This is a genomic window from Rhodoferax sp. OV413 (genome assembly GCF_900104385.1).
GTDB lineage: Bacteria > Pseudomonadota > Gammaproteobacteria > Burkholderiales > Burkholderiaceae_C > Rhodoferax_B.
On record NZ_FNJA01000002.1, the window covers coordinates 344979 to 371296 of the forward strand.

At 63.2% G+C, this 26318-nt stretch carries 21 protein-coding genes; 12 read left to right on the forward strand and 9 right to left on the reverse strand.

Annotation, left to right across the window (positions count from 1 at the left end):
• The first annotated feature begins 9 nt into the window (after nucleotides 1-9).
• Complete coding sequence (locus BLT66_RS09100; protein WP_092757371.1) at nucleotides 10-993, forward strand: Bug family tripartite tricarboxylate transporter substrate binding protein; 984 nt, start codon at nucleotides 10-12, stop codon at nucleotides 991-993.
• Between the two features lie 27 nt (nucleotides 994-1020).
• On the opposite strand, the gene BLT66_RS09105 is transcribed toward BLT66_RS09100, so the two are convergent.
• Nucleotides 1021-1626: a hypothetical protein gene (locus BLT66_RS09105; protein WP_143029182.1), complete on the reverse strand. Its 606-nt coding sequence runs from the start codon at nucleotides 1624-1626 to the stop codon at nucleotides 1021-1023.
• A 375-nt stretch (nucleotides 1627-2001) separates the two neighbouring features.
• Here BLT66_RS09105 and BLT66_RS09110 point away from each other — a divergent pair, with 375 nt between their 5' ends.
• Nucleotides 2002-2310 (forward strand): BON domain-containing protein, encoded by a 309-nt coding sequence (locus BLT66_RS09110; protein WP_092757373.1) that lies wholly within the window; start codon nucleotides 2002-2004, stop codon nucleotides 2308-2310.
• A gap of 175 nt (nucleotides 2311-2485) precedes the next feature.
• Here the strand turns inward: BLT66_RS09110 and BLT66_RS09115 are convergent, their stop codons facing one another.
• Entirely contained in the window at nucleotides 2486-3502 is a 1017-nt protein-coding gene (locus BLT66_RS09115; RefSeq protein WP_092757374.1) for a hypothetical protein, read from the reverse strand.
• Nucleotides 3503-3788: 286 nt separating this feature from the next.
• Here BLT66_RS09115 and BLT66_RS09120 point away from each other — a divergent pair, with 286 nt between their 5' ends.
• Together BLT66_RS09120 and BLT66_RS09125 are read left to right on the forward strand one after the other, a co-directional pair.
• The gene (locus BLT66_RS09120) at nucleotides 3789-4094 is read left to right on the forward strand and encodes a BON domain-containing protein (protein ID WP_092757375.1); all 306 of its coding nucleotides are present in this window, start codon (nucleotides 3789-3791) and stop codon (nucleotides 4092-4094) included.
• 142 nt (nucleotides 4095-4236) lie between these two features.
• A complete protein-coding gene (locus BLT66_RS09125) occupies nucleotides 4237-4983 on the forward strand; it encodes a metallophosphoesterase family protein (protein ID WP_092757376.1) in 747 nt (248 codons plus the stop codon).
• Between the two features lie 2 nt (nucleotides 4984-4985).
• Here BLT66_RS09125 and dkgB read toward each other — a convergent pair whose 3' ends face one another.
• Both dkgB and BLT66_RS09135 read right to left on the reverse strand, forming a co-directional pair.
• Entirely contained in the window at nucleotides 4986-5801 is an 816-nt protein-coding gene (gene dkgB / locus BLT66_RS09130; RefSeq protein ID WP_092757377.1) for a 2,5-didehydrogluconate reductase DkgB, read from the reverse strand.
• A 28-nt stretch (nucleotides 5802-5829) separates the two neighbouring features.
• On the reverse strand, nucleotides 5830-7032 hold the full coding sequence (locus BLT66_RS09135; RefSeq protein ID WP_092757378.1) for an MFS transporter: 1203 nt from the start codon (nucleotides 7030-7032) through the stop codon (nucleotides 5830-5832).
• 221 nt (nucleotides 7033-7253) lie between these two features.
• On the opposite strand from BLT66_RS09135, the gene BLT66_RS26770 reads away from it, so the two are divergent.
• Nucleotides 7254-7565 carry a BON domain-containing protein gene (locus BLT66_RS26770; protein ID WP_176955024.1) on the forward strand — a complete coding sequence of 104 codons (312 nt, stop codon included), beginning with the start codon at nucleotides 7254-7256 and terminating at the stop codon, nucleotides 7563-7565.
• A 40-nt stretch (nucleotides 7566-7605) separates the two neighbouring features.
• Here the strand turns inward: BLT66_RS26770 and BLT66_RS09145 are convergent, their stop codons facing one another.
• Nucleotides 7606-8166 carry a nucleotidyltransferase family protein gene (locus BLT66_RS09145; protein ID WP_092757380.1) on the reverse strand — a complete coding sequence of 187 codons (561 nt, stop codon included), beginning with the start codon at nucleotides 8164-8166 and terminating at the stop codon, nucleotides 7606-7608.
• Between the two features lie 113 nt (nucleotides 8167-8279).
• On the opposite strand from BLT66_RS09145, the gene BLT66_RS09150 reads away from it, so the two are divergent.
• The gene (locus BLT66_RS09150) at nucleotides 8280-9026 is read left to right on the forward strand and encodes a hypothetical protein (protein ID WP_092757381.1); all 747 of its coding nucleotides are present in this window, start codon (nucleotides 8280-8282) and stop codon (nucleotides 9024-9026) included.
• 3 nt (nucleotides 9027-9029) lie between these two features.
• Here the strand turns inward: BLT66_RS09150 and BLT66_RS09155 are convergent, their stop codons facing one another.
• The 3 genes from BLT66_RS09155 to BLT66_RS09165 form a co-directional block, all read right to left on the reverse strand.
• Nucleotides 9030-10154 carry an esterase-like activity of phytase family protein gene (locus BLT66_RS09155; RefSeq protein ID WP_092757382.1) on the reverse strand — a complete coding sequence of 375 codons (1125 nt, stop codon included), beginning with the start codon at nucleotides 10152-10154 and terminating at the stop codon, nucleotides 9030-9032.
• 98 nt (nucleotides 10155-10252) lie between these two features.
• The gene (locus tag BLT66_RS09160; RefSeq protein WP_092757383.1) at nucleotides 10253-12481 is read right to left on the reverse strand and encodes a PhoX family protein; all 2229 of its coding nucleotides are present in this window, start codon (nucleotides 12479-12481) and stop codon (nucleotides 10253-10255) included.
• Nucleotides 12482-12881: 400 nt separating this feature from the next.
• Nucleotides 12882-13190 carry a BON domain-containing protein gene (locus BLT66_RS09165; RefSeq protein WP_092757384.1) on the reverse strand — a complete coding sequence of 103 codons (309 nt, stop codon included), beginning with the start codon at nucleotides 13188-13190 and terminating at the stop codon, nucleotides 12882-12884.
• Nucleotides 13191-13541: 351 nt separating this feature from the next.
• Here BLT66_RS09165 and BLT66_RS09170 point away from each other — a divergent pair, with 351 nt between their 5' ends.
• A complete protein-coding gene (locus BLT66_RS09170) occupies nucleotides 13542-14690 on the forward strand; it encodes an IS481 family transposase (protein ID WP_092757847.1) in 1149 nt (382 codons plus the stop codon).
• A gap of 1476 nt (nucleotides 14691-16166) precedes the next feature.
• On the opposite strand, the gene BLT66_RS09175 is transcribed toward BLT66_RS09170, so the two are convergent.
• The gene (locus BLT66_RS09175; protein ID WP_092757385.1) at nucleotides 16167-16643 is read right to left on the reverse strand and encodes an Lrp/AsnC family transcriptional regulator; all 477 of its coding nucleotides are present in this window, start codon (nucleotides 16641-16643) and stop codon (nucleotides 16167-16169) included.
• A 283-nt stretch (nucleotides 16644-16926) separates the two neighbouring features.
• Here BLT66_RS09175 and BLT66_RS09180 point away from each other — a divergent pair, with 283 nt between their 5' ends.
• The 5 genes from BLT66_RS09180 (at nucleotide 16927) to BLT66_RS09200 (ending at nucleotide 26280) form a co-directional block, all read left to right on the forward strand.
• Nucleotides 16927-20469 carry an indolepyruvate ferredoxin oxidoreductase family protein gene (locus tag BLT66_RS09180; protein ID WP_092757386.1) on the forward strand — a complete coding sequence of 1181 codons (3543 nt, stop codon included), beginning with the start codon at nucleotides 16927-16929 and terminating at the stop codon, nucleotides 20467-20469.
• Nucleotides 20470-20670: 201 nt separating this feature from the next.
• Complete coding sequence (gene yajC / locus BLT66_RS09185; RefSeq protein WP_092757848.1) at nucleotides 20671-21006, forward strand: preprotein translocase subunit YajC; 336 nt, start codon at nucleotides 20671-20673, stop codon at nucleotides 21004-21006.
• Nucleotides 21007-21034: 28 nt separating this feature from the next.
• Entirely contained in the window at nucleotides 21035-22915 is a 1881-nt protein-coding gene (gene secD / locus BLT66_RS09190; protein ID WP_092757387.1) for a protein translocase subunit SecD, read from the forward strand.
• 12 nt (nucleotides 22916-22927) lie between these two features.
• Entirely contained in the window at nucleotides 22928-23881 is a 954-nt protein-coding gene (gene secF, locus BLT66_RS09195) for a protein translocase subunit SecF (protein ID WP_092757388.1), read from the forward strand.
• Between the two features lie 14 nt (nucleotides 23882-23895).
• Nucleotides 23896-26280 (forward strand): DUF1631 family protein, encoded by a 2385-nt coding sequence (locus BLT66_RS09200; protein ID WP_092757389.1) that lies wholly within the window; start codon nucleotides 23896-23898, stop codon nucleotides 26278-26280.
• Nucleotides 26281-26318: the final 38 nt, after the last annotated feature.

The following is a 26318-nucleotide window of genomic DNA, read 5'->3' on the forward strand; positions in this document are numbered from 1 at the left end:
GACAAACCCATGACCACTACCCGCCGCACCGCGCTGTTTGCGCTGGCCGCTTTGCCCACTGTATTGCCTGGCATATCCTGGGCCGAGGACTGGCCTGCAGCCAAGCCCATCACCTACGTCGTGCCCTTCACCCCGGGCGGTTCGACCGACATCATCGGCCGCACCCTGGCGCAAAAACTCGGCGAGGCCCTGCACCAGTCGGTGGTGGTGGACAACAAGCCCGGCCAGGGCGGCGGCATCGGCGCCACCTACGTGGCCAAGGCCGCGCCCGACGGCTACACCTTGTTCGGCGGCACCATCAGCACGCATGCGATCAACGCCAGCCTGTACAAAAACCTGTCCTATGACCCGGTGAAAGACTTCGAACCGGTGTGCCTGGTCGCCACCTTGCCGAACGTGCTGATCATCAATCCAGCGCTGGGCGTGAACACCGTGCCCGAGCTGATCGCGCTGCTGAAGAAGGACCCGAGCAAGCGCCTGTTTGCCTCCTCCGGCGCCGGCACTTCCACCCATCTGGCGGGAGAAATGTTTGCCGACATGATCGGCGTGCCGCTGACCCATGTGCCCTACAAAGGTACGCCGCCCGCGCTGACCGATGTGGCCTCCGGCCAGGTGCCGTTCATGTTCGACCAGATGACCGCCGCGCTACCGCTGGCCAAGGCCGGCCGCCTAAAGCTGATTGCGGTGACCACCGGCAAACGCATCGCGCTGGCCCCCGAGTTGCCGACCATGATCGAGTCCGGCGTCGCCGGTTTCGAGATGACCTCCTGGCAGGCCGTCTACGCGCCCAAGGGCACGCCCAAAGCCGTGGTCCAGCGCCTGAACGCCGAGATCGTCAAGGCGCTGAAGGTGCCCGAAGTGCAGGCCAAGCTCGAAGGCCAGTTGGGCATGAACATTGTCGGCAGCACGCCCGAAGAGTTGGCTGCGCACATGGCGCGGGAGATTCCGCGTTGGGCGGCGTTGGTGAAGAAGTCGGGGGCTGAGCCGGGGTGAGAGGGGTTGGAGCCGTTCGCTATGTTGTTAACGCTTGGCGTGCGGCGCCGGCACTGGCCTGCCGGTGGCAGTCGCCTCAATCGCCGGGTCAGACGGCACTAGCGACCTGAGCGTTTGCGCCGCGGACAGCTGAATGGGCAACGCCGCGAACACGAGCATGGGTGACAGCCAGGCGTCCCAGAAGAGCGCGCTCGTGATTGCAATCCCGAAAATTAATCCTACAAACACCAGTGCCGTTGCGCACTGAAGAAGCGCTGAGCCTCTGCGGATTAGCACGAGACCTGCACACAGAACGACAACCAGGCTCCAACCGATGAATGGATTGTTGACCAGCCGATAGGCTGTGGTCTTGGGCTTCCATTCCACCGTAAATCCAAGGCGAGGCAACAGGAGAACGGCTGTTATCAGCACAACGGCAGATAACACGCCAGCAGAACCAAGGTAATTGAAGTGCTTTATTGCTCGCATGGTCAGCATTGCTTGATAGTGCCAATCTAACTCGGTATGCAGAGGCACCATCGTGTCTCTTTCACATCGCATTTTTCGCCCTGACATGGGCGCCAGAAAAACCAGCGAATCACTATAGCCCAGCGGAATCTGGTCACGCATCAACTTTCGGTTTCTGTCATTCAAAAGCAGGAGGTGCGGAGTGCTCTGGTTTTTGTAGCTAGTTGCGCAGGTGTAATGTGTGGCGGAGGGACTTTCTCTTAAAGACTTTCGATGCAAGCCTGTGTTGAGGTATGCGGTTGTTGACGTCACCTTCGCTGCCGGGCGCACCACCCGGCTGACCATGCCAGTGGCACCAACTCTCTCACAGAGATCACAAGCCTTTTAGGCCTCTAGCGTTTATTTCAATTGCGCAAGAAGCTATGCATTAAATAGCAATTCACCCCCTTACATGTCACCCCAGATTGCAGTTGCAACACAGCATGCGTGTCCACGACACACAGTATTGGCCGTGGCTTGGGAAGATCACCCCATCGCAACAAACAACCCAAAGGATTCACCATGACACGCTCTTTCAACCGCATCGCCGCTGCCGCCCTGATCGCCCTGGCCGCCGGTCCCTTCATGTCTGCCCAAGCCGCTACCAATGACACCGACCTGGCTACCGCTGTGCAGTCCAGTCTGAGCAACACGCTGGGCAGCGATGCCAGCGGCCTGACCGTTACCGCGAACAACGGCAACATCACCTTGCACGGCTGGACCCAAGGCCCGCAAGAAGAAGCCAAGGCCCGCTTTGTCGCTAGCAAGGTACCCGGCGTGCACAACGCTTACAGCTCGGTGCGCACCTTCTCCAGCGACAGCAACGAGTAAACACCGCGCTGACGCCGCACCAGTCTGCCGGGCCGAGAGCCCAGCACCCTGGAACGGCCAATGATTTCCCCCAGTGTCCCGAACACACGGTACAGCCCTTGGGCTCGCCGTAGCTGCCGGGTTAAGGCCTCTGTCGCATGGCATCCATGCGACAGAGGCTTTTTTTTGCCCCGCGTCAGGGCTGGCGCACCACCACGGGCTGCACGGTGAAGACGTTGTCCGAAGCGGTGTCTACCGTGACCCGCACCCAGTGCAGCGAGGGGCTGCCAAAGGTCTCCAGCCGGGTCAGGTTGGCGAGCATCTTGGTCGGGCTGTACAAGGGCTTGTCGAGCTTGAAGAAATGGGTGTCGCCGTGCACAAACAGTACCTGGCCCGCGTACTGTTCGGTCTGCTTCACCACGGCGTCCATGAAGTTGCGGTAACCCGCATAGCCGGGAGCGGTGCTCTCGTCGATGTCTTCAGTTTCGGGGAGGTCAAAGCCGGGATCGGCCTGCACCACCAGCACGATGCCGCGCGCCTTCTGTGCCTTGGCCTGGGCGAAAGATGCGGCCAGCCAGGCCACGTTGGCGCTGTCGCGCTCCAGGTACTCGGCATTGGCGGCATCGCACTGGGCCGTATTGCGCGCGCTCTTGGCCGTGCAGTCCTTGGCGTTAAGCACCAGGTTGTTGTTGCTGCCAGGGACATTCAGGCCGACAAACACCACACCGCCGTGGCTGAAGCGGGTGTTCTCCACGTACTTTTCACCCAGCTTGCCCTGGTGTTCCAGCGGCATCCGGGTCTGGCCCAGGCTGTCCAGGCTCGGGTACATCACGCGGCGCAGGTGGGCCAGACGCTCCAGGGTATCGAAGCCGCCATTGTTCAGGCGGTGGCAGTCGGTCCACTCGTTGTCGCCAGGCACATACACCACGGGTTTGGCCATGCTGTTGAACATGGTCAAGGCGTCGGTATAGATGCCGTCGGTGCACTGCGAGCTGCCGTCCTTGATATCCCCGTCGTACAGCGAGAAAGCAATATCGGACTGGTTGATGCTCTTCAGCACCGCGGGCAGCTTGCTGTCGTCGCCGGCCTTCTTGTAGGGCATGTCGCCCCACAAGCCGAACGCGTAGCCGGCCTGGGTAGCGCCTGGCCCCGTGGCGGCACAAGACATCAAACTGAGCGCGGCGACCACGGTCGCAATACTTCGTACCAACATCGGGAGTCCTAGGCTGAAAAAGCCGGACTGTAGCGGTGCCGCATGTCAGCGGAATGACGCAAGCACGCATCCACGCCACAGTCCCTAAAAAATTGGCCTTTTTGGCATTCAACGCAGATTGCACCAGCGTCACCAGCTCTGCATTCCATAGCAAAACCATCCTAGGGTTTAACCCTAGATTGCATCTGTAACAAAGCAGTACAACTTCCGACACACAGACGTACCCGCGGGTTGAGAAGATCACCCCATCGCACCAATAACGGTGTAACAACACCAAGGATTTACCATGACCCGCTCCATCACCGGCATCGCCGCTTCCGCCCTGTTCGCTCTGGCCGCTGGCGCCTTCTTGCCCGCCCATGCAGCCACCGACGCCGACCTGGCCAGTTCTGTACAAAGCGCCATCTCCAGCTCCATGGGCGACGACGCCAAGAACATCACCGTCACAGCCAATGGCAGCGATGTCACGGTGCGCGGCTGGGCCAAGGGCCCGCTGGAAGAGTCCAAAGCCCGCTATGTGGCCAGCACCGTTCCCGGCGTGACCAATGCCTACAGCACCGTGCGCACCTACTCGAACGAAAGCAGCAAGTAAGCTACATTACCCGTCGCTTCAGCCCCCTGGCTTGAAGCGGCCGCCAACGCCCCCTGTACCGGCCAAGCTGCCGCTGCAGGGGGCGTTTTCGTTGCGGGGACCACCGGGCTATAGTGCTTCGCTCCGTCCCTAGCCGCACCCCATGAAACTCGCCATCGTCACCGACATCCACGGCAACCTGGCCGCCCTCGAAGCGGTGGCGGCCGACATCCGCCGGCGCGGCGCCGACCGGGTGGTGAACCTGGGCGACAGCCTGTCGGGACCGCTGCTGCCGCGCGAGACCGCGCAATTCCTGATGGACGCAGGCTGGCTCAGCCTGGCCGGCAACCACGAGCGGCAAATCCTGACCCACGGCCCCGAACGCATAGGCGCGTCAGATGCCTATGCGCTGGCGCAACTGACAGCGCCGGAGCTGGACTGGCTGCGCGGGCTGGCCGCCACAGCGCGTCTGGACGGTGGCATCTTTCTATGCCACGGCACGCCCAGCAGCGATATCGAATACTTTCTGGAAACCCTGTTGCCGGGCCAAGGCCAGACCCGGGCCGCCACGCCGGCCGAGGTCGCGCTACGCCTGGGCGACGAAAGCGCCGGCCTGGTGGCCTGCGGCCACACCCATATTCCGCGCGTGCTGCGCAGTGCCCGCGGCCAGCTGCTGGTCAACCCTGGCAGCGTGGGCCTGGGCGCGTACGACGACGAACTGCCCGAGCCCCACGTGGTGGAAACCGGTTCGCCCGATGCGCGCTACGCGATGCTCGAGCGCCTGCCCGGTGGCGGCTGGACCGCCGCCCTGCTGTCCGTGCCCTACCACCATGAAGCCATGGCCCAGCTGGCGCAGCAACGCGGCCGGCCCGAGTGGGCGCAGGCGCTACGGACCGGGTACGTGCGTTAAGACTAATCCCAGATCGGCGCCAGGCCTTCGGGGCTGGTCAGGCGCTCGCCGCGGTCCAGCGCAGCGATCTGCGCCATCTCGGTATCGCTGAGTTTGAGCTGCTGGGCCAGCAAATTGCTCTGCAGGTTGGCGCGCTTTGTAGACGAGGGAATCACCGCATAACCCAGCTGCAGGGCCCAGGCCAGCACCACCTGCGCAGCAGTCGCCGCGTGGGTGTTGGCAATCGCTTGAACCACCGGATCGTGCAGCACCTTGCCGTAGGCCAAGGTCATGTACGAGGTGATGGCAATGCCCTGGCTGCGCGCAAACTCGGCGAGCTTGCGGTTCTGCAGATACGGGTGCAGCTCGATCTGGTTGGTGGCGATCTCGCTGGCGCCGACGGCGGCGATGGCCTGCTGCATCAGCGAGATATTGAAATTGGACACGCCTATCTGCCGCGTCAGGCCCTGGCGCTTGGCGTCCAGCAGCGCAGCCATGAACTCGGCCACCGGCACCGCATTGCCGGGAGACGGCCAGTGGATCAGGGTCAAGTCCACCTGATCGGTACGCAGCTTGGCCAGGCTGGCCTTCAGACTGGGCACCAGCTTGTCCTGGGCATAGTTTTCCACCCAGATCTTGGTGGTGAGGAACAGGTCTTTGCGGGCTACGCCGCTCTCGGCCATCGCCTGGCCGACCTCGGCCTCGTTGCCGTAGATCTGCGCGGTGTCGATGGCGCGATAGCCGAGGTCCAGACCGTTCTTCACCGAGTCGATGACGACCTGGCCTTGCAGGCGAAAGGTGCCCAGGCCGAAGGCCGGAATGCTGTGTGTGTTGCTCATGTTGAATCCTTGAAGTTCAGTGAAAAAATCAGTGGCCGACCGGCACCGCAGTGCCGCTACGGTGTGGAATGCCCTGGCGCCGATCGAGTACGCCGCTCCACTGGGTAAGCGCCAGCGACACCAGCACCACCAGCGCGCCTATCCATGGGGTGTGGATCAGGCCGAAATGCGTGACGATCAGGCCACCGGCCCAGGCGGCGCCGGCAATGCCGAGATTGAAGGCGGCGATGTTCAGGCCCGATGCCACGTCCACCGCCTGCGGCGTAAAGCGCTCGGCCTGCTTGACCACGTACACCTGCAGGCCGGGCACGTTGCCAAAGGCCACGGCACCCCACAGCAGCACGGTCAGCAGCGCCAGCCATTTGTAAGGCGCGGTGACGCTCAGCAGCAGCAGCACGCCGGCCAGCAGCGCAAAAATAATGCGCAGCGCAGGGATGGGGCCCAGCCGGTCGGCCAGCTTGCCGCCCCAGATATTGCCCACCGCCACCGACACGCCGTAGACCAGCATCACCCAGCCCACCGCGCCGGCGCTGAAGCCGGAGATATCGGTCAGGATGGGCGCCAGAAAGGTGAACGGGATGAAGGTACCGCCGTAGCCGATCGCCGTCTTGGCGTAGACCAGCAGCAGGCGCGGTTCGGCAAGCACCTTGGCCTGCTGCAGCAGCGAGGCCGGCGCAGTATGGCGGATGTTCTTGGGCACAAACAGCCAGCTGCCGATGAAGGCCACTACGCCCAGCGCCGACACCGCCAGAAAGGTTTCGCGCCAGCCAAAGTGCTGGCCGATGAAGGTGCCCAGCGGCACGCCGGTGACCAGGGCCACGGTGAGGCCGGTGAACATGGTGGCGATGGCGCTGGCGGCCTTTTCCTTAGGCACCAGGCTGGTGGCGATTGTCGACCCTATCGAGAAGAACACGCCATGCGCCAGCCCAGTGAGGATGCGCGCCGACACCAGCGACCCGTAGCTGGGCGCCAGCCAGGCCAGCAGATTACCGGCGGTGAACACCACCATCAGCGATAGCAGCAAGGCCTTGCGCGGCAGCTTGCCGGTGAGCGCGGTGAGCACCGGCGCGCCGATGGCGACACCCAGCGCATAGAGGCTGACCAGCAGGCCGGCCGAGGGCAGGCTGATGGCCAGGTCGGCGGCCACAGTGGGCAGCAGGCCGACGATGACGAACTCGGTCGTCCCGATGGCGAAAGCGCTGAGGGTCAGCGCAAGCAAGGCAATAGGCATGGAAAACACTCCTGTATGGGTTAGGCAGGAGTGTGGCGGCGATGTCTTTGCAGAAAAACCCTGTAATCCTCAAAATACTATTGATTCGATATCAACAATCCGAGCCGCTACATGTCACGCTGGATTGCAGTTGCAACACGGCATGCGTGTCCACGACACACAGTATTGGCCGTGGCTTGGGAAGATCACCCCATCGCAACAAACAACCCAAAGGATTCACCATGACACGCTCTTTCAACCGCATCGCCGCTGCCGCCCTGATCGCCCTGGCCGCCGGCCCTTTCATGGCTGCCCAAGCCGCTACCAGCAATGACGCCGACCTGGCTACTGCCGTGCAGTCCAGCCTGAGCAATACGCTCGGCAGCGATGCCAGCAACCTGACTGTGACCGCCAACAACGGCAACATCACTTTGCACGGCTGGACCCAAGGCCCACAAGAAGAAGCCAAGGCTCGCTTTGTGGCCAGCAAGGTACCCGGCGTGCACAACGCTTACAGCTCGGTGCGCACCTTCTCCAGCGACAGCAACGAGTAAGGCCTGCAAGCCGGCGGCGGATAAGCCATCCGCTGCCCGGCTACTGCTGCGCCAGCCACTGCTCGGCGCGCAGCAAATCGTCCAGCGTGTCGATGTCGGTGACGCACCCTCGGTCGTCCACCTCCAGTGCCGCTACGGAATGCATAGCAGCCTGCGCCCGCACTATCTGCGCTGCACCCTGATTTCCCTTTAATTCCAACAGCTCTGTCCTACAGGCCGCGGCAAAGCGCACCGGATGGCCGCGCTGGCCCTGGTACTGCGGCAGCGTGACGGCCGCCGGCGGCGCCAGCGCAATCGCCCGCAAGGTCGCGCCGCGCAACAGCGGCAAATCGCCCGGCAGGATCAGCCAGCCGGGCGCATCGACCGTGGCACGCACCCCGGCCGCAATCGAGTCGCCCATGCCGGGGCGCGAGGCATCGGCATGCACCACATGGCTGGGCAGGCCGCTGGCTTGCACCGCGGCCAACACATGGTCGAGCACGCGCTTGCCGGCTAGCAGCGCCTGCAGCTTGTGCACCTGGCCGCCGGAAGCGGCAAAACGCTCACCACGGCCAGCGGCCAGCACGATGACGACGGGAAGTGCGGTGGGATCAACAGACATGGCAGCGGACTTGAAAGCGCCAGTATGGCCTAGCCTGGGCATCGTTAAGAGTGTGAATAATGCGAAGATTCAGCCCTTGGCTACACCCCCACGGACTTCCGCCGTACTTCCGCATGAACCTGACCTGCCCCAGCTGCCACAAAGTATGTAGACCGCGGGCCAAATTCTGCAACCATTGCCTGCAGTCGTTTGCGGACCTGACACTGTGCCGCATCTGCAATCGGCTGACCCCCGACGGCCAGGCCTGCACCCACGGTGGCGCCACCACGCGGGCAAACGTTGTTGCAGCCAACAGCCACCCCACGGAAACGCCCGCTGCCGCGAAGCCACGCCGCAGCCTGGCCATGCTAGGGCTGGTGCTGGCGGTAGTCCTGCTGGGCGGTGGCTATGCGCTGCTGGGCCAGCGCAGCACGGCGGTTGCCATCGCTACGCCGCCCAGTCCACCGGCCGTGGCCGCGCCTGCGGCCATGCCGGCCCGGCTGGAGCAGGCCCAGGCCGAAGCGCTGAAAGCCCTGGCCGAGCCCATATCGATTCCAGCGCCGCTGCCAGACAGCAAGCCGCTGCCGGTGGTGGCCAAGCGCGTGCCCGCCAAGGCCCCGGCTTCCAGTCCCGTCGTGCCTGTAGCGACGGTCGCGGCCCCAGCCGTGCCGGCCCCGGAGCCCGCAGCGGTAGAAAAGCCCGCTGCGCCCAAAGCCAAGACCATCGACGAGGTGTTCAACGAGCGCCTGGCCGCCGAATGCAGCAGCGGGCTGAGCGGCCTGGTCTGCCGCGAGAAGTTGCGCTATGCGGTCTGCGGCGACCGCTGGTCGCAGACACCGCCCCCGGGGCAGTCGATCTGCAAGGGCGCGCCGACCCGCTAGGCTTTATTTCGGCAGCACTTCGAACGCCAGGAACTGGGTGATCTGGCTGGCCGCGTTGAAGTTGTTGTCCGACACCAGCACCAGGCTGCGCCGGCCGTTGGCCAGCAGCGGGCCCCAGGCCATGCCTTCCAGGTTGTCCACCTTGGCCAGGCCCAGGCTGTTCATGTCCTGCACCAGGCGCTTTTTCAGCGGCGTGTAGCTGGCGCCGACCAGCGCGGCCACGCCGTTGATATTGCTGGCGCCGTCGGTATCCACCTCGTACAGGCGCACATAGTTTTTGTAGTTGTTGTCGGCGCCCTGCACGCCGGCGCGCTCCAGCACCAGCAGCTGGTGGCCGTTGATCGCCAGGATCTCGGGCACACCGTTGTCGGCGTTCTTGCCGGTAGCGGGTGCTGCGGGAATCGCGTCCAGCGCATAGGCATACTGGCCCAGCACAGTGCCGCTGCGGTCATAGCGGGTGAAGCGGGTGACGGCCGGGGTGGTGGGCGTGGGCAGCGGGCCGTCCTCGTACACCGGGGCCTCCATCGCCACCCACAGCGACTGGCCGTCGGGCGCGAAGCTCAGGCCCTCGAAGGTGCCGTTGTTGCGCGAGCCTTTGTTCTCCGTGGGGTTCATCTTGAACAGGCTGGGCAGGGGCAGGGTGGCGAGTAGCTTGCCGTCCTTGCCCATCTGGGCGACGAACGGGTCCAGGCCCAGGCTGCGGTCGCCTTCGCTGGTCCACCACAGGCTGTTGTTCAGCGGGTCGACGCGCAGCGATTCGGGGTCGACCACCAGGCCGCCGGCCGTGCGGTTCGGGTAGGTGCTGCCGTTGGCCTGCTTCAGGCTGACTGCGGTTTGCACCTGCACCGCCGTGAAACTGCTCTGGCTGTAGTCCAGCCGGGCCGTGTAGTAGCGCGCGGGGTTGTTGTCCGAGCGGTCGTCGCTGACCAGGTACCAGGTGTTGCTGGCGCGGTCGTAGTCGATGCCCGACAGGCCGCCAACCAGGGTGGCGTCGACCTGCAAGCTGTTGGAAATGGTTTGCTCGCCGATCAGCCGCACCGAGGCGACGGAAGGCTCTGCTTCGTCACTGCCGCCGCAGGCGGCCAAGGATGCGGCGACCAGAGCGGCCAGGGGGAAAAGCAGATTCATGGTGTGCAAGCCAGGTTGGGTTTATCCGACGGCACGCCCATGCCGTCGGATAAACCCCTTCGCCCGGGGTGGGGCGAAGGAGCTCAGTTGGCAGATGCTCAGGTGCCGATCACGCCGCCGTCGTTCTTGGTGATGACCACCGTGGCCGAACGCGGGCGGGCCGTCGTCGTGCCGCCAGCGCCGTAGCCGGCATTCGCAGGCCAATGGCTGAGGAACTTGCTGGGGTCGGTGATGTTGGCCTTGCTGATGGTTTCGCCCGGGTGCTGGATGTTGACGAACACGGTCTTGCCGTCAGGGGTTTCGCTGCAGCCGGTGATTTCGCAGTCCTTGGGGCCGACCAGGAAGCGGCGCAGCGTGTCCACCGTGGGCTTGGCGCCGACGCGGGTAGTCACGGCCACGGTGCTGCTGTCAGCCTTGGTGTAGTTCAACGTGGCGGTCGTGCCGTCGCCCACGGTGCCGGGCTTGCCGATCAGCATCATGCAGTTGGTGACATCGGTGTACGAGCCGTCGTCGGTCTGGATGAAGCAGAAGCCCGAGCTGCGGCTGAACCACAGGCCGTCGGGGCTGGAGAAGTCTTGCGACGCGGTCAGGGCCGACAGATTGACCTTGGCCAGGTCGGCACCGGCCTCGGCGCCGAACAGGTAGACGTCCCAGGTGAAGCTGGTGGCGGCAGATTCACCACCGGCTTCGGCCATGCGGACGATGTGGCCGTTGATGTTGCCGGCCGCACCCAGGCTGCCGCCAATCTTGGCGTCCTGGTAGGAGCGTGGATTGGCCGCGTCCAGGCCGAACTGTGTTCCGGTGGGCTCGAGCTTGCGGTTGCTGTTATTGGTCAGCGTGTAATAGATCTCGCCGGTGGTGGGGTGCACCGCGCACCATTCGGGGCGGTCCATCTTGGTCGCGCCCACGGCGTCGGCGGCCAGGCGGGCGTTGACCAGCACATCGGCCTGGTCGGCAAACGCATAGGTGGCGTAGCCGGCAATCGCGCTGTTGCTGATGTTGAGTTCGATCCAGCTGCCCGAGCCATCGGCGGCGAACCTGGCCACGTACAGCTTGCCGCTGTCCAGGTACTTGTCGCCGGTAGCGATACGGTCGCTGGGGTTGGCATCGGCCGTGGCCCACAGCGCGGTGGAGACGAACTTGTACATGTACTCGCCCTGCGAGTCATCGCCCATGTAGACAGCCAGCGGCTTGCCCGCGGTCAGCTTGCCGAAGGATGCGCTTTCGTGCGCGAAGCGGCCCAGGCCGGTGCGCTTGCGGATGGCCGCGGTCTTCACGTACGGGTCGATTTCCACGATGTAGCCAAAGGTATTCAGCTCGTTGCGGTAGTCGTCGCTGCCGTCGCTGGATACGCCGGTCTGGCTGATGTTCCAGCGCCGGTACTGGTCGGCGCTGCCGGTGGTTTCCCAGCCGTGGCGGCTGGCGGCGCCGGCCGTGCGGCCATAGCGCTTGAGTGACACCACGCTCTTGGCAGTGGCACCGCCGCGCGCCGTGTCGTCGCCGGACACACGGGTGAAGTAGCCAGCCCAGTTTTCTTCACCGGTCAAAAAGCTGCCCCAGGGCGTGTAGCCAGTGCCGCAGTTGTTGATGGTGCCGCGGGCCGCTTGGCCGTTGGTCGAGTACAAGGTCTTGACCAGCGCATTGCCCTTGACCGGGCCCGACAAAGTGACCGGCGTCAGCGGCGTGATGCGGCGGTTGTAGGCCGAACCCTGGCTGTAGACGAAGGCACCCGCGCCGTTCTTCGCCACCTCGACGATGGACACGCCGTGGGCCGGGATTTCCTTGTCGGTCTCGCTGGCTGGACGGGTGCCGCTGGTGGTACCGGCCGCGTGCAGGAACTGGTCGGTGATCGCCTCGTGGTTCATCACCAGCAGGCCACGACTGGAGCCGTTGGCATCGCGGGCGGTGCCGGCGGCGTTCAGGCCGAAGTACTCCATGCCGTCATGGTGGTCGCCGGCGCGGTTGTCGAAGTCGGTATCGGTGCCATCGTTCTTGTAGGCAGCCGTGCCCGAGGTCAATGGGTCGCCCAGCGCGTAAATGACGTTGGCGGTATAGCCCGAAGGCACGGCCACCACGTCCAGCAGGCTCTTCTCGACCGCGGTGAAGCCGAGCTTGTAGTCCGCCGCGACCGCAGCATCACCGCCGCCGCCACCGCAGGCGGTCAACGCAAAGCTGCCCATCACCGCGGCACCGGCCGTGCCCACCCCCATGCGCAACACGCCACGGCGGCTCAGGCGGGTGTCGATCAGGCTGGAAATGCTGGGGTTGTTGCTGGTATTGCTGTCTTCGTGGTGGGAGTCAGCGCCGGGGCGCAGGGATGCGGTCATCGTGGAAGCTTTCTGTGGATTTACAAAACTTCACGATGCTAGAAAGACTGTGTGACACCGGCGTGGCAGTGCGGGCTGTTTGAAGGAAAGGCTTACTATTTTGATAGCAGCCTGTGCAAATAAAACAAGCGCTAACTGCCTTTTTGACACCAAAAATATTCGCGTAAATCCATAGCAACACAACCACTCACCCAGCTCGCGCCCTAGGCGCGATGGGGCGCAGAGAGCCCGCGGAGGGCGCAGACAGTGGGGGTGCCTTTTCTTTGGTGCAAAAAAAAGCCCCTGTCGCATGGATGCCATGCGGCAGAGGCCTTAACCCGGCAGCTACGTTGAGCCCGGAGGCTGCACCGTGTGTTCGGGACACTGGGGGAAATCATTGCGCCGTGTCGGCGCGCAGCGCTTACTCGTTGCTGTCGCTGGAGAAGGTGCGCACCGAGCTGTAAGCGTTGTGCACGCCGGGTACCTTGCTGGCGACAAAGCGGGCCTTGGCTTCTTCTTGTGGGCCTTGGGTCCAGCCGTGCAAGGTGATGTTGCCGTTGTTGGCGGTCACAGTCAGGTTGCTGGCATCGCTGCCCAGCGAGTTGCTCAGGCTGGACTGCACAGCGCTAGCCAGGTCGGCGTCATTGGTAGCGGCTTGGGCAGACATGAAAGGGCCGGCGGCCAGGGCGATCAGGGCGGCAGCGGCGATGCGGTTGATAGAGCGTGTCATGGTGAATCCTTTGGGTTGTTTGTTGCGATGGGGTGATCTTCCCAAGCGGCGGCCAATACTGTGTGTCGTGGACACGCATGCCGTGTTGCAACTGCAATCTGGGGTGACATGTAGGGGGGGTGAATTGCTATTTAATGCATAGCTGCTTGCGCAATTGAAATAAACGCTAGAGGCCTAAAAGGCTTGTGATCTCTGTGAGAGAGTTGGTGCCACTGGCATGGTCAGCCGGGTGGTGCGCCCGGCGGCGCAGTCACCTTTCTTTGCTTCGCTGTATGGACCGGGTACCTAGGTAACAGGTGTGCGAGGACATGGGTAACACTTTTCCAGCGCGAGATGCGCGAGGAGAAGTACATGGCCTGGCAAACAAGGAACCTTATGGACCTCAAGCGTGAGTTCGTGGAACTGGCCTTGCAGCCGGGTGCCAACAGGCGCGACTTATGCCGTCGTTTTGGCATCAGCCCCAAGGCTGGTTATGCGTTGCTGGGTCGGTATCGAGAGGAAGGCTGGGCATGCTTGCAGCCGCGCTCGTCGCGCCCCCACAGCAGACCCTTGCGCAGTGCCGCAAGCGTTGAAGATGCTGTTGTTGGGTTACGCCAGCAGCATCCTTGCTGGGGTGGTCGCAAGATTGCGCGCGTGCTGGCCAACGAGGGACTGGCGGGTGCGCCCCCACCCAGCACCGTCACAGCCATCTTGCATCGACATGGGCTCATTCGCCCCCAGGCATCACTGGCTGCAACGCCTTGGCTGCGCTTTGAACATGACTGCCCTAATGCGTTGTGGCAGATTGACTTCAAAGGCTATTTTGAAACGCTCGGCGGGCGCTGCCATCCATTGACGCTGTTGGATGACCACTCGCGCTTCAATCTCACACTCAGCGCGTGCGCCAGACCCGATACTCCCAGCGTGCAATGCCATTTGCAGCGCGTCTTTGAACACTACGGACTGCCCGTACGTATCAACGCCGACAACGGTGGACCTTGGGGTAGCCCACGCGCAGCACAACCGCACAGCTTGAGCGATCTAAGTATCTGGCTGATACGGCTGGGCATCAGGGTGAGCCACAGCACGCCCTACCACCCGCAAACGAACGGCAAGCTGGAGCGCTTCCACCGCTCTCTGAAGGCAGAAGTGCTCAACGGCCGCAGTTTTTCCAGCCTGGAGTTGGCCCAGCAAGCCTTTGATCGGTGGCGCAGCGTCTACAACCATGAGCGCCCCCACGACGCCTTGGGATTGCAAACACCCACCCAACGCTACGCCCTGAGCCCGCGCAAGTTTCCTCTAACCCTGAAACCGATTGAGTACAGCCCAGACGACACGGTCATTGAAGTGGGCTGGAACGGCTTTATCAAGTTCAAAGGTTTGCGATTGCACTTGAGTAGTTCCCTGCATCGGCTGCCTATTGCGATGCGGCCTGATCGGCAGAACGACGGCTGTTATGACGCTTACTTTTGCCATCAGCCGCTCATGCATCTGGATATGAATGCGCTGGGCAAACCATGAGCTATGTGTTTACTATGTCTCCGCACACCTGTTACCTAGGTACCCGGTCCATACACTTCGCCAAAGAAACGTAACCCAAAGAAAGGCGAGCCGAAGTCGTCGTCCCTACGCTGCGCTCCGGGCACGCTGCGTTGCTCGGTCTGAGCGGGGTCCCGCTCGAACTCGGCCTTCGGCCTCAGACAATCGCAGGCCCTGATCCGCCCAGCCCTGCGCTACTCGCCGACGCCACACGGCGGGGGAGCGGGAGCTGTGCAGGGCTACGATCACAGAGGAAAGCGGGATAGGGCGGGACATGGTGGGCCATCGCGGGAAATTTGAGGTCTATCAATGACTTAGCGGGGCCTGGCGGGGTGGGCGGAAAAAATTGGCGGTCCACGATCTTAATTCGGGCGCTCCACGATCTTGGCGAAGCGCAACGTGGGCGCCCAAGGCATTCAATGAGGCGTTAAATGCCCTTTAAACAGGCCTGCCAGATCGACCGCTACGGGGGAAACAGGCCCTGGCCGAGGTCTGTAGCTTGGCAGGTTGATCGCGGCTTCTGGGGGCTTTTGATGAAGCGGCTTTTCTACCGTGACACCCGAATCTGGACATGTATGTCCAGATTGCTCTCCAATGAAGCTCAGTTTGAATCTGGACATCTATCCAAGTGCAATCTGCCTGTGGATAACATGGGGAAAGCCTGAGTAGATTCAGCTTTTCTTCTGTGGATAGTTTTGAATAGCATGTGCACAAACCGTTCTCTAACGTTGTTGAGTAGATTTGACTGAAATCCCCGGCCGGGTATGCGCCCGGCGGCGCAGTAACTTGTTCTTTTGCGCAAAAGAAAAGTCACCAAAAGAAAGGCGCCCCCACTGTCTGCGTCCCAGCGCGATCGCACTGGGAAACCTGCGGTGCTCGCTTTGTGCGGGGTCTGGCTAAACTCGGCCTACGGCCTCAAACAACGCCAGCCCTGATCCGCCCAAAGCTGCGCTCCTCGGCGCATACAGAGGGGGACCCCGGGGAGCGGGATCGGTGGCGCGCAGCGCCACTTCGCGCCTAGGGCGCGAGCCCGGCAACGCCGGGCCGGCTGTCTGCTCCTGTAAACGCCCGCGATATTGGAGCATGAGGTCCACAATCGTGGAGCAAAAGGCGTAACTTTGGGCTGCGTACTTATCCACAAGTTGTTATCAGACTTGTGCCTTGACGTTCATTTTTCGCCAGGGACAATTCAAACATGGGTTCCTCAATTCCAACCGTTTCGGATATCACTGCACTTTTAGCCGCCTTGGAAAAATATCCAATCGGCGCGATGCTATTGCTTTTATTTGTACTCACTGGCGTATTGGCGTTGTGGGTTTACCAACAAAAGCCTGTGCCGAAGCCGCGGACTGCTGTGAGGCGTAAGTTGGCGGTCCCCGAGATCGGTCATAAATAAGGTCGTCGCGGTTTGAAGTTGCGGCGGTAACCACTCACTGCAATCTAACAATTTTTGCCGTTTTACCCCGCCAAATGCCCCAACGGCAACACCCCATTCCCCTTCACCTCTCCCAGTGAAAAACTGGTGTGCAAATCCTTCACGTTCGGCAGATTCACCAGCACCTGTCGGGCGAACTGGCTGAAGGTATTCAGGTCGCGCGACACCACCTGCAGCTCGAAAGTGCCCGTGCCGCTGATGTAGTGGCAAGACACCACCTCGGGGATCAGGCGGATCGCCTCCTCCAGGCTTTGCAGCGCTGGACCGTTGTTTTGCGCTGCGTCCAGCCGCACAAAGGCCAGCACATCCAGGCCGATTTTGTGGCGGTCGATCTCGGCGCGGTAGCCGCGGATGTAGCCGGCTTCTTCCAGCGCGCGCACGCGCCGCCAGCAGGGCGCGGCGGACAGGCCCACGCGCTGGGCCAGCTCGGCATTGGTCAGGCGGGCATTGGCCTGCAGGGCATCAAGGATCGTCAAGTCGAATTTATCAAGTGCAGTCATGAATTGACTGTATTTGCGCAAGATCCTTTCGTGTAGTGGGGTAAACGAGGCAAAAAACGCAAACACTTACCGCGGGTGCAGGCATACACTTTTCGGCAAAGCGGAGCCCACTCCGTTGGAGACAAAGTACGATGAACGCCCCCCTGCCCGAACACATTCGCAAGGCCCTAGAGACGGTCACGCTGGACGACAAGCCGCGCAGCGGCTTGCGCCGCAGGCACATATACAGCGCGGGCGGCGAAGCCGGACGCACGGGATTTGGCGTCGAGCCAGGAGCTGCCGTATGAACGCCCCCCTGCCCGAACACATCCGCAAGGCCTTAGAGACGGTCACGCTCGACGACAAATACCGCCTCGATTACGGCCGCGCCTTCATGAGCGGCGTCCAGGCCCTGGTCAAGCTGCCGATGCTGCAGCGCCTGCGCGACGCGCAGCAGGGGCACAACACGGCGGGCTTCATCAGCGGCTACCGCGGTTCGCCGCTGGGCACCTACGACCAGGCGCTGTGGAAGGCTGGCAAGTACCTGAAGGCGCAGAACATCGTGTTCCAGCCGGGGGTGAACGAAGAACTGGCCGCCACCGCGGTATGGGGCACGCAGCAGCTGGGCTTTTCGCCACCGGGCACCAACAAGTTCGACGGCGTGTTCGGCATCTGGTACGGCAAGGGGCCGGGGGTGGACCGCTGTTCCGATGTGTTCAAGCACGCCAACATGGCCGGTACCACCGAGTTCGGCGGCGTGATTGCGGTGGCCGGCGACGACCATATTTCGAAAAGCTCGACCGCCGCGCACCAGAGCGACCACATTTTCAAGGCCTGCGGGCTGCCGGTGTTCTTCCCGACCAATGTGCAGGAGATCCTGGACCTGGGCCTGCACGCGTTTGCCATGAGCCGCTTCTCGGGCGTGTGGGCCGGCATGAAGACCATCCAGGAGATCGTCGAGTCCAGCGCCACGGTGATGATCGACCCGGAGCGGGTGCAGATCAAGATTCCCACCGACTTCCAGATGCCGCCCGGTGGTCTGCACATCCGCTGGCCCGACCATGCGCTGGAGCAGGAAGCGCGGCTCATGCACTACAAGTGGTACGCCGCGCTGGCCTATATCCGCGCGAACCGGCTGAACTACAACGTGATCGAGGGCCCGAACGACAGGTTTGGCCTGATCGCCAGCGGCAAGGCCTTCAACGACACGCGCCAGGCGCTGCTGGACTTGGGGCTGGACGACGCCACCTGTCAGCGCATCGGCCTGCGCCTGCACAAGGTTGCTGTGGTCTGGCCGCTGGAGGCGCAGCTGACGCGCGACTTCGCCATCGGCCTGCAGGAGATTCTGGTGGTCGAAGAAAAGCGCCAGGTCATCGAATACCAGCTGAAGGAAGAGCTGTACAACTGGCGCGCCGATGTGCGCCCGAATGTGCTGGGCAAGTTCAACGAACCCGAAGGCGACCAGAGCGGTGGCGAGTGGTCTATGGCCAACCCCACGGCGAACACCTTGCTGCGCGCCAATGCCGACCTGTCGCCGGCGCTGATCGCCCGGGCCATTGCCCAGCGGCTGAAGAAGTTGGGTGTGCCGGAGGACGTGGCCGCGCGCATCGACACCCAGCTGGCGGTGCTGGACGCCAAGGAGCGCGCCATGCTGGCGGTGGAGATCAGCGCCAAGGCGGCCGAGCGCGCACCCTGGTTCTGCTCGGGCTGCCCGCACAACACCTCGACCGTGGTGCCAGACGGCTCGCGCGCCATGGGCGGCATAGGCTGCCACTTCATGGCCACCTGGATGGACCGCAGCACGATTGGGTTCACCCAGATGGGCGGCGAGGGCGTGCCCTGGGTGGGCCAGCAGCCGTTCACCACCGACCAGCACATTTTTGCGAACCTGGGCGACGGCACCTACTTCCACAGCGGCCTGCTGGCGATCCGCCAGGCAATAGCCGCCGGCGTCAACATCACCTACAAGATTCTGTACAACGACGCTGTGGCCATGACCGGTGGACAGCAGGTCGGCGAGCGCCCCGAAGGACACTCGGTTGTGCAGATTGCGCAGTCGGTGCTTGCGGAAGGCGCTATCAAAACAGTAGTGGTGACGGACGAGCCGGAAAAGTACGCAGGTATAGCGCTGGCGGCCGGCGTGGAGGTCAAGCACCGCGACCTGCTAGACGAGATCCAGCGCGAGTTCCGCGAGATCAAGGGCACGACCATCATCATCTACGACCAGACCTGCGCCACCGAAAAGCGCCGGCGCCGCAAGCGCGGCACCCTAGTCGACCCGGCGAAGCGGGTGGTGATCAACGAGTTGGTCTGCGAGGGCTGCGGTGACTGTGGCGAGCAAAGCAACTGCCTGAGCGTGGAGCCGCTGGAGACGCCGTTCGGCCGCAAGCGGCAGATCAACCAGTCGAGCTGCAACAAGGATATGTCCTGCCTGAAGGGCTTTTGCCCGAGCTTTGTGACGGTGGAAGGCGGGCAGCTGCGCAAGAAGACGCCGGCCCAGGCGTTGTCGCCGTTCACCGGCAGCCCACTGCCTGAGCCCGCGCTGGCGCCGATTGCCGGCGTCTGGGGCATCGTGGTGGCGGGGGTCGGCGGCACCGGGGTCATCACCCTGGGCCAGTTGCTGGGCGTGGCTGCGCACCTGGAAGGCAAGGGCATCGTCACCCAGGACGCGGCCGGCCTGGCGCAAAAAGGCGGCGCTACATGGAGCCATGTGCTGCTGGCCGAAAGCCAGGACGCCATCCGCACCACCCGGGTCAGCCTGGCCGGCGCCGATTTGGTTGTGGGCTGCGACCCGGTGGTCACGGCGGGCAAGGAAACCCTGCAGCGCATGCGCCCCGGCCGCACCCATGTGGCGCTGAACACCCATAGCGCGCCAACGGCGGCCTTTGTGCACAACCCTGATTGGCAGAACCCGAGCCAGGCCTGCAGCGCCGAGATCGTGCGGGCGGTGGGCCTGGACGCTGTAGCCAGCTTCGACGCCGATGCGGCCGCGAACCGGTTGATGGGCGACAGCCTGTACGCTAACCCGATGCTGCTGGGCTACGCCTGGCAAAAAGGCTGGGTACCGCTGCAGTTGGCCTCGCTGCTGCGCGCCATGGAACTCAACGACATGGCGGTGGAGGCCAACAAGACCGCCTTCGCCTGGGGCCGCCGCGCCGCGGTCGACCCGGCCAGCGTGGCCGCGCCGGCCCAGGCCATCACCTGGCATGCGCGCGAATCGCTGGAAGCGATGCTGGCGCGCCGGGTAGAGTTTTTGACCGGCTACCAGAACGCTGCCTATGCCGACAGCTACCGCGTATTTGTGGAGCAGGTGCGCCAGGCGGAGCTGCCGCTGGACAAGCACCTGCCGCTGACCGAGGCCGTGGCCCGCTACCTGTTCAAGCTGATGGCCTACAAGGACGAGTACGAGGTGGCCCGGCTGCAGGCCGACCCGGCCTTTCTGGCGCGCATCCAGTCGCAGTTCGAGGGCGACTTCAAGCTGCGCTACCACCTGGCGCCGCCGCTGCTGGCCAAGAAGAACGCCAAGGGCGAGCTGCAGAAGCAGAGCTTTGGCCCGGGCATGGGCTTGGCTTTCCGTCTGCTGGCCCGGTTGAAGGGCTTGCGCGGCACGGCCTTCGATCCGTTTGGCTATACCGAAGAGCGGCGCGGCGAGCGCGCGCTGGTCCAGGAATACCGCGACAGCATCGCCGAGTTGCTGCCGCAGCTGACACCGGAACGGCATGCCACGGCGGTGCAATTGGCGCGGATTCCAGAGCAAATCCGCGGCTACGGCCATGTGCGGGCGCGACACCTGGCGGCAGCCCGCGTGCAGTGGGATGCGCTGCAGGCCAGCTTGAAAAATACATGAAATCAGGCTCTGGCGATTATTTAACCTGCGCTAACAGCTATTGAAAGTGTAGCAACCTGGAAGCCCCTACGCCATGGCAAGCCCTGATGGCGAAGGCCTAACACAGCCGCATACAATCCGCTCTACCCCCGCCTGGGTGCTTGGCATGCGCCAAGCCTTGTCTGCGGGTTTTATTTTTGTCATTTGCTGTTGGAGCCTTCTGTGTTCATTTCTTCTGCTTTCGCCCAAACCGCCCCCGCCGCTGCGCCTGCTGGCGGCGACATGATGTCGTCGTTGACCGGCATGCTGCCGCTGGTGTTGATGTTTGTGGTGCTGTACTTTGTGATGATCCGCCCCCAGATGAAGAAGCAGAAAGAGCACCGCGCCATGATCGACGCGCTGGCCAAGGGCGACGAAGTCGCTACCGCCGGCGGCCTGCTGGGCAAGGTCACCAGCCTGGGTGAAGGTTCGGTCAGCCTGGAAATCGCCAATGGCGTGGTCGTCCAATTGCAGCGCAGCGCCGTTGTACAAGTCTTGCCCAAGGGCTCGGTCAAGTAACTATTAGTGTGAGTATCCAAGCGCGACCATGAATCGATACCCGGTATGGAAGTACGTGATCCTTCTGGTCGCGCTACTGGTGGGGGCCATTTACACCCTGCCGAATTTGTTTGGTGAAGCTCCGGCGGTGCAGATTTCTGCAGCCCGGGCTTCGGTCAAGATCGACAGCACCACCCTGGCCAAGGTGCAGGAAGCCCTGGCAGCTGCCAGCGTCACGCCCGAGCTGATCGGCCTGGAAGGCAACTCGGTCAAAGCCCGCTTCGACAGCACCGACAACCAGCTCAAGGCCAAGGACGTGGTCCAAAAAGCCCTGGTACCGGACGCCAATGACGCCAACTATGTGGTGGCGCTGAACCTGTTGTCGCGCTCGCCCGCCTGGCTGACCGCGCTGCATGCCATGCCCATGTATCTGGGCCTGGACTTGCGCGGTGGCGTGCACTTCATGCTGCAAGTCGACATGCAGGCCGCGCTGACCAAGAAGGCCGAATCGCTGAGCGGCGATCTGCGCGGCATCCTGCGCGACAAGAACGTGCGCCACAGCGGCATCAGCCGCAATGGCCAGGCCATCGAAGTGCGCTTCCGCGACAGCGAAACCCTGGCCGCGGCCAAGGCTGTGGTGCAGGACCAGTTCCCCGACCTCATCGCCACCGATGCGCCCGACGGCACCGAGTACAAGCTCACCGCCACCATCCGCCCCGAGGCCGCGCGCCGCGTGCAGGACCAGGCGCTGAAGCAGAACATCACCACCTTGCACAACCGTATTAACGAACTCGGCGTGTCCGAGCCGGTGATTCAGCAGCAAGGCCTGGATCGCATCGTGGTGCAGCTGCCCGGCGTGCAGGACACGGCCAAGGCCAAGGACATCCTGGGCCGCACCGCCACCCTGGAAGTGCGCATGGTGGACGAAAGCACCGAAGCCGCTTCGGCCACTGTGGGCGCGGGCGCCGTGCCGTTTGGTGCCGAGCGCTATCTGGAACGCAGTGGCCAGGCGGTGATCGTCAAGAAACAAGTGGTGTTGACCGGCGAAAACCTGACCGATGCCCAGCCCGGCTTCGACAGCCAGACCCATGAAGCCACCGTCAATCTGACGCTGGACGCCAAGGGTTCGCGCATCTTCAAGGACGTGACGCGCGAGAACATCGGCAAGCGCATGGCCATCATCCTGTTCGAAAAGGGCAAGGGCGAAGTCGTGACGGCGCCAGTGATCCGCTCTGAAATCGCCGGTGGCCGGGTGCAGATCTCGGGCCGCATGACGACCCAAGAAGCCAGCGATACCTCGCTGCTGCTGCGTGCCGGTTCGCTGGCTGCACCGATGGAAATCATCGAAGAACGCACCATCGGCCCGAGCCTGGGCGCAGATAACATCTCCAAAGGCTTCCACAGCGTGACCTGGGGCTTCCTGGCGGTGGCACTGTTCATGTGCTGCTACTACATGCTGTTTGGCGTGTTCTCCAGCATCGCGCTGGCGTTCAACCTGTTGCTGTTGGTGGCGGTGCTGTCCATGCTGCAAGCCACGCTGACCCTGCCCGGCATGGCCGCCATGGCCCTGGTGCTGGGTATGGCCATCGACTCCAACGTGCTGATCAACGAGCGGGTGCGCGAAGAGCTGCGCGCCGGCGCCTCGCCACAGGCTGCTATCCATGCTGGTTTCGACCGCGCCTGGGCGACGATTCTGGACTCGAACATTACCAGCGCCGTCGTCGGTGTCGCCTTGCTGGCCTTCGGCTCCGGCCCGGTGCGCGGCTTTGCCGTGGTGCACGTGCTGGGGATTGCAACCAGTATTTTCTCTAGCGTGTTCTTCTCGCGCGGCCTGGTCAACCTGTGGTACGGCCGCCAGAAGAAGCTCAAGACCGTGTCCATCGGCACCGTATGGCGGCCCGATGCCGCTGTTGAAACCAACGCCAAGTAAGGACGCGACACCATGGAGTTTTTCAAGATCCACCGCGACATCCCGTTCATGCGGCATGCGCTGGTATTCAATATCGTTTCGTTCCTGACCTTTGTGGCGGCGGTGTTCTTCCTGTTCTCGCGTGGCCTGCATCTGTCGGTCGAGTTCACCGGCGGCACCTTGATGGAGGTCAGCTATTCGCAGCCCGCCGATCTGAACCAGGTACGCACGCAGATCGCCGGCCTGGGCCTGAACGATGTGCAGGTACAGAACTTCGGCACCTCCAAAGACGTGCTGATCCGCATGCCGGTGCAAAAAGGCGTGACCTCGGCCCAGCAGAGCGACCAGGTGCTGGCCGCGCTGAAGACACTGGATGCCTCGGTCCAGCTGCAGCGCACCGAATTCGTCGGCCCGCAGGTGGGTGACGAGCTGGCTGCCGACGGCCTGAAGGCGCTGGCCTTTGTGGTGGTCGGCATCATGCTGTACTTGGCGGTGCGCTTCGAGTGGAAGTTCGCCGTGGCGGCGATCTTCGCCAACCTGCATGACGTGGTGATCATCCTGGGCTTCTTCGCCTTCTTCCAGTGGGAGTTTTCGCTGCCGGTCCTGGCGGCGGTGCTGGCGGTGCTGGGCTATTCGGTGAACGAATCGGTGGTTATTTTTGACCGTATCCGTGAGAACTTCCGGCGCTTTCGCAAGATGAGCACGATGCAGGTGATCGACAACGCGATTACTTCCACCATCAGCCGCACTATCATTACGCATGGCTCTACCCAGATCATGGTGTTGTCTATGCTGTTGTTTGGCGGCCCCACGCTGCATTACTTTGCCCTGGCGCTCACCATCGGTATCTTGTTTGGTATCTATTCGTCGGTGTTTGTGGCGGCTGCCATCGCCATGTGGCTGGGTATCAAGCGCGAAGACCTGGTCAAGTCGACCGGCAAAAAAGAAGAAGACCCTAACGATCCCAACGCGGGTGCAACCGTTTGATCCGCGTCTGACATATGGCCACCACTGCCTCTCCTTCTGATCTGCAACTCGCCCGCAAGGTGCGGGAGCGCTTCGTATCCGAAGTGGGGCAGGGCATGGGCGACGTCAACCGGGCAGTGGCCGGGCGCCTGACGGCGCTGATGGAGGAAGTGCGCACCACCCGCGAGATGCACGAACGCCAGGATGCCTGGACCGCCTACCAGCGGCACAACCGGACCTGGGAGCAGGCCACCATGGCGGCCTGGCAAAAGGCTTTGCTACCCGTGGCCCAGACGGCACCGGCAAACTACCGCGTATCCCAGTTCGAGCTGATGGGCGACGAGGTGGTGGAGAACAAAATCCTCGCTTCGCGCCTGTCACTGGCGATTCTGGACCGGCTGGGCGAGGTCTATGGCGACCTGTGCGCCCGCATCCAGTTGCTGGAGGGCACGGGTGAATTGAACAGCCACGACCCGCTGCGGCCGGAAGTGCTGATGCTGTCGCTGGTCGAGCAATGGGCGACTGTAGGTTTGGCGCGCAATATCCTGCCCTTGGTCACCGATGTGCTGCAGCGCGAGCTGGGCACCAAGATTCTGGCCGCCTATGAGTCTGGCAATGCCTTGCTGGTGAACAGCGGTGTCATGCCCTCGGTGGATTTGCGTACCCGTGTCAAGCGCAGCGATGCCGCTGGCGCGGCTACAGCCGGCGCATCCCGCGTCACCAAGGAGCCGCAACCGACTCCGGGTGGCGAGGATTCGGGCTGGGCTGGTGCGCCAGCAGGCGGCACCGGTGCGTTGCGCGGTGCGGGTTCTGCTTACGAGGATTCGAGCATCGGCGCCGCAGAGCGCATCCAGCGGGCCCGCATGCAGCAAAACAGTGCCGAAGAAACCCGCATGATGACGGCGGCGACGCCGCTGGCACGGGCACGGCGCCGGGCCCAGGGCGTCATGGGCCATCTGAAACGCATGCTGAGCGACCACGTCAGCGATTTCGATGCGACCGAGCAGCATCCGGTGTCGCCTGCGCTGGCCCGGGCGATCGCCCGCAAGCGCGATGGCGGCGATACCGACCCGATGCCGGGCGGCGGCGTGGTGTACACCGACCGCTTTGACTACAGCCCTGCCGAGGTGTCCCAGGTTGCGGTGGCGTTGCGCGAGCGTTCCAACGAACTCAAGCAAAAAGCTGCCACCTCGGCCGAAAAAGCCACCATCGAAATCGTGGCCTTGATGTTCCAGAGCATCCTGGCCGAAGAACGGATTCCGCCGTCGGTACGGGTCTGGTTTGCGCGGCTGCAGCTGCCGGTGCTGCGCGTGGCCTTGGCCGAACCCGAGTTTTTCAGCACCGTAGACCATCCGGCGCGCCAGCTGATCGACCGCATGGGTTCCTGCGTCATGGGCTTTGACGCCAGTGCGATCAGCGGTACCGCGATGGAGAACGAGATCCGGCGCGTGGTGCAGGTGATCGAGCAATACCCCGAAACCGGCCGCCGGGTGTTCCAGCTGGTGTACGACGAATTCGTGCTGTTCCTGTCCAAGTACCTGACCGAAAAAGGCAGCACCCAGCGCCTGGTCAGCCTGGCGCAGCAGGTCGAGCAAAAGGAAACCCTGGCGATCCAGTACACCATTGAGCTGCGGAACATGCTCAAGGACATGCCGGTGCGCGATGAGATCCGCGAATTCTTGTACAAGGTCTGGGCCGAGGTGTTGGCCATGGCCGCGGTGCGCAACGGCCCGCAGCACGAGGACACCATTGCCCTGAAGAAAGCCGCGTCCGAGCTGGTTTGGTCGGCCAGCGCCAAGCCGAACCGCGCCGACCGGGCCCGGGTGATCCAGAGCCTGCCCACCCTGCTGCAGCGTTTGCGCCAGGGCATGGGCTTGCTGGGGCTGGATACGCCCGCGCAAGAGCTGCACATCAAACACATTAGCGATACGCTGGCCGATGCCTTCATGTCCAAGACCGAGGCGATTCCCCAGGCCCGCATCGAATCCATGGCCGCGCATCTGGCCAATCTGGAAGATTTCTTCAGCGACGAAGACGCGGGCGACCTGCCGCTGGACCCTGAAAACATCGAGATGATGCTGGGCATGGACGCCTCCAGCATCGACGTGATTGCCGATGGCGGCTCCAAGCCCACCGAGGCCATGCAGGCCTGGGCCCAGGAGCTGCAGCTGGGCCACTGGTTCATGCTGGACCACAACCGCCAGGTCAACCGCGTGCAATTCGCCTGGCGCAGCGACCGCAAGCAGCTGAATCTGTTTGCCTCGATGGATGGCCGCAGCTACCTGATCCAGGCGCGCCGCTTGGCCGCTTATTTGCAGGCCGGCCTGCTGGTGCCGCAGGAAGAAGAAGCCCTGACCCTGCGTGCCACCCGCGACGCACTGGCCAAGCTGGATGCGAATCCAGAGCGCTTGCTGGCTTAAATACTACGATTTTTGTAGCTGCTCACGCCCATTCCGTG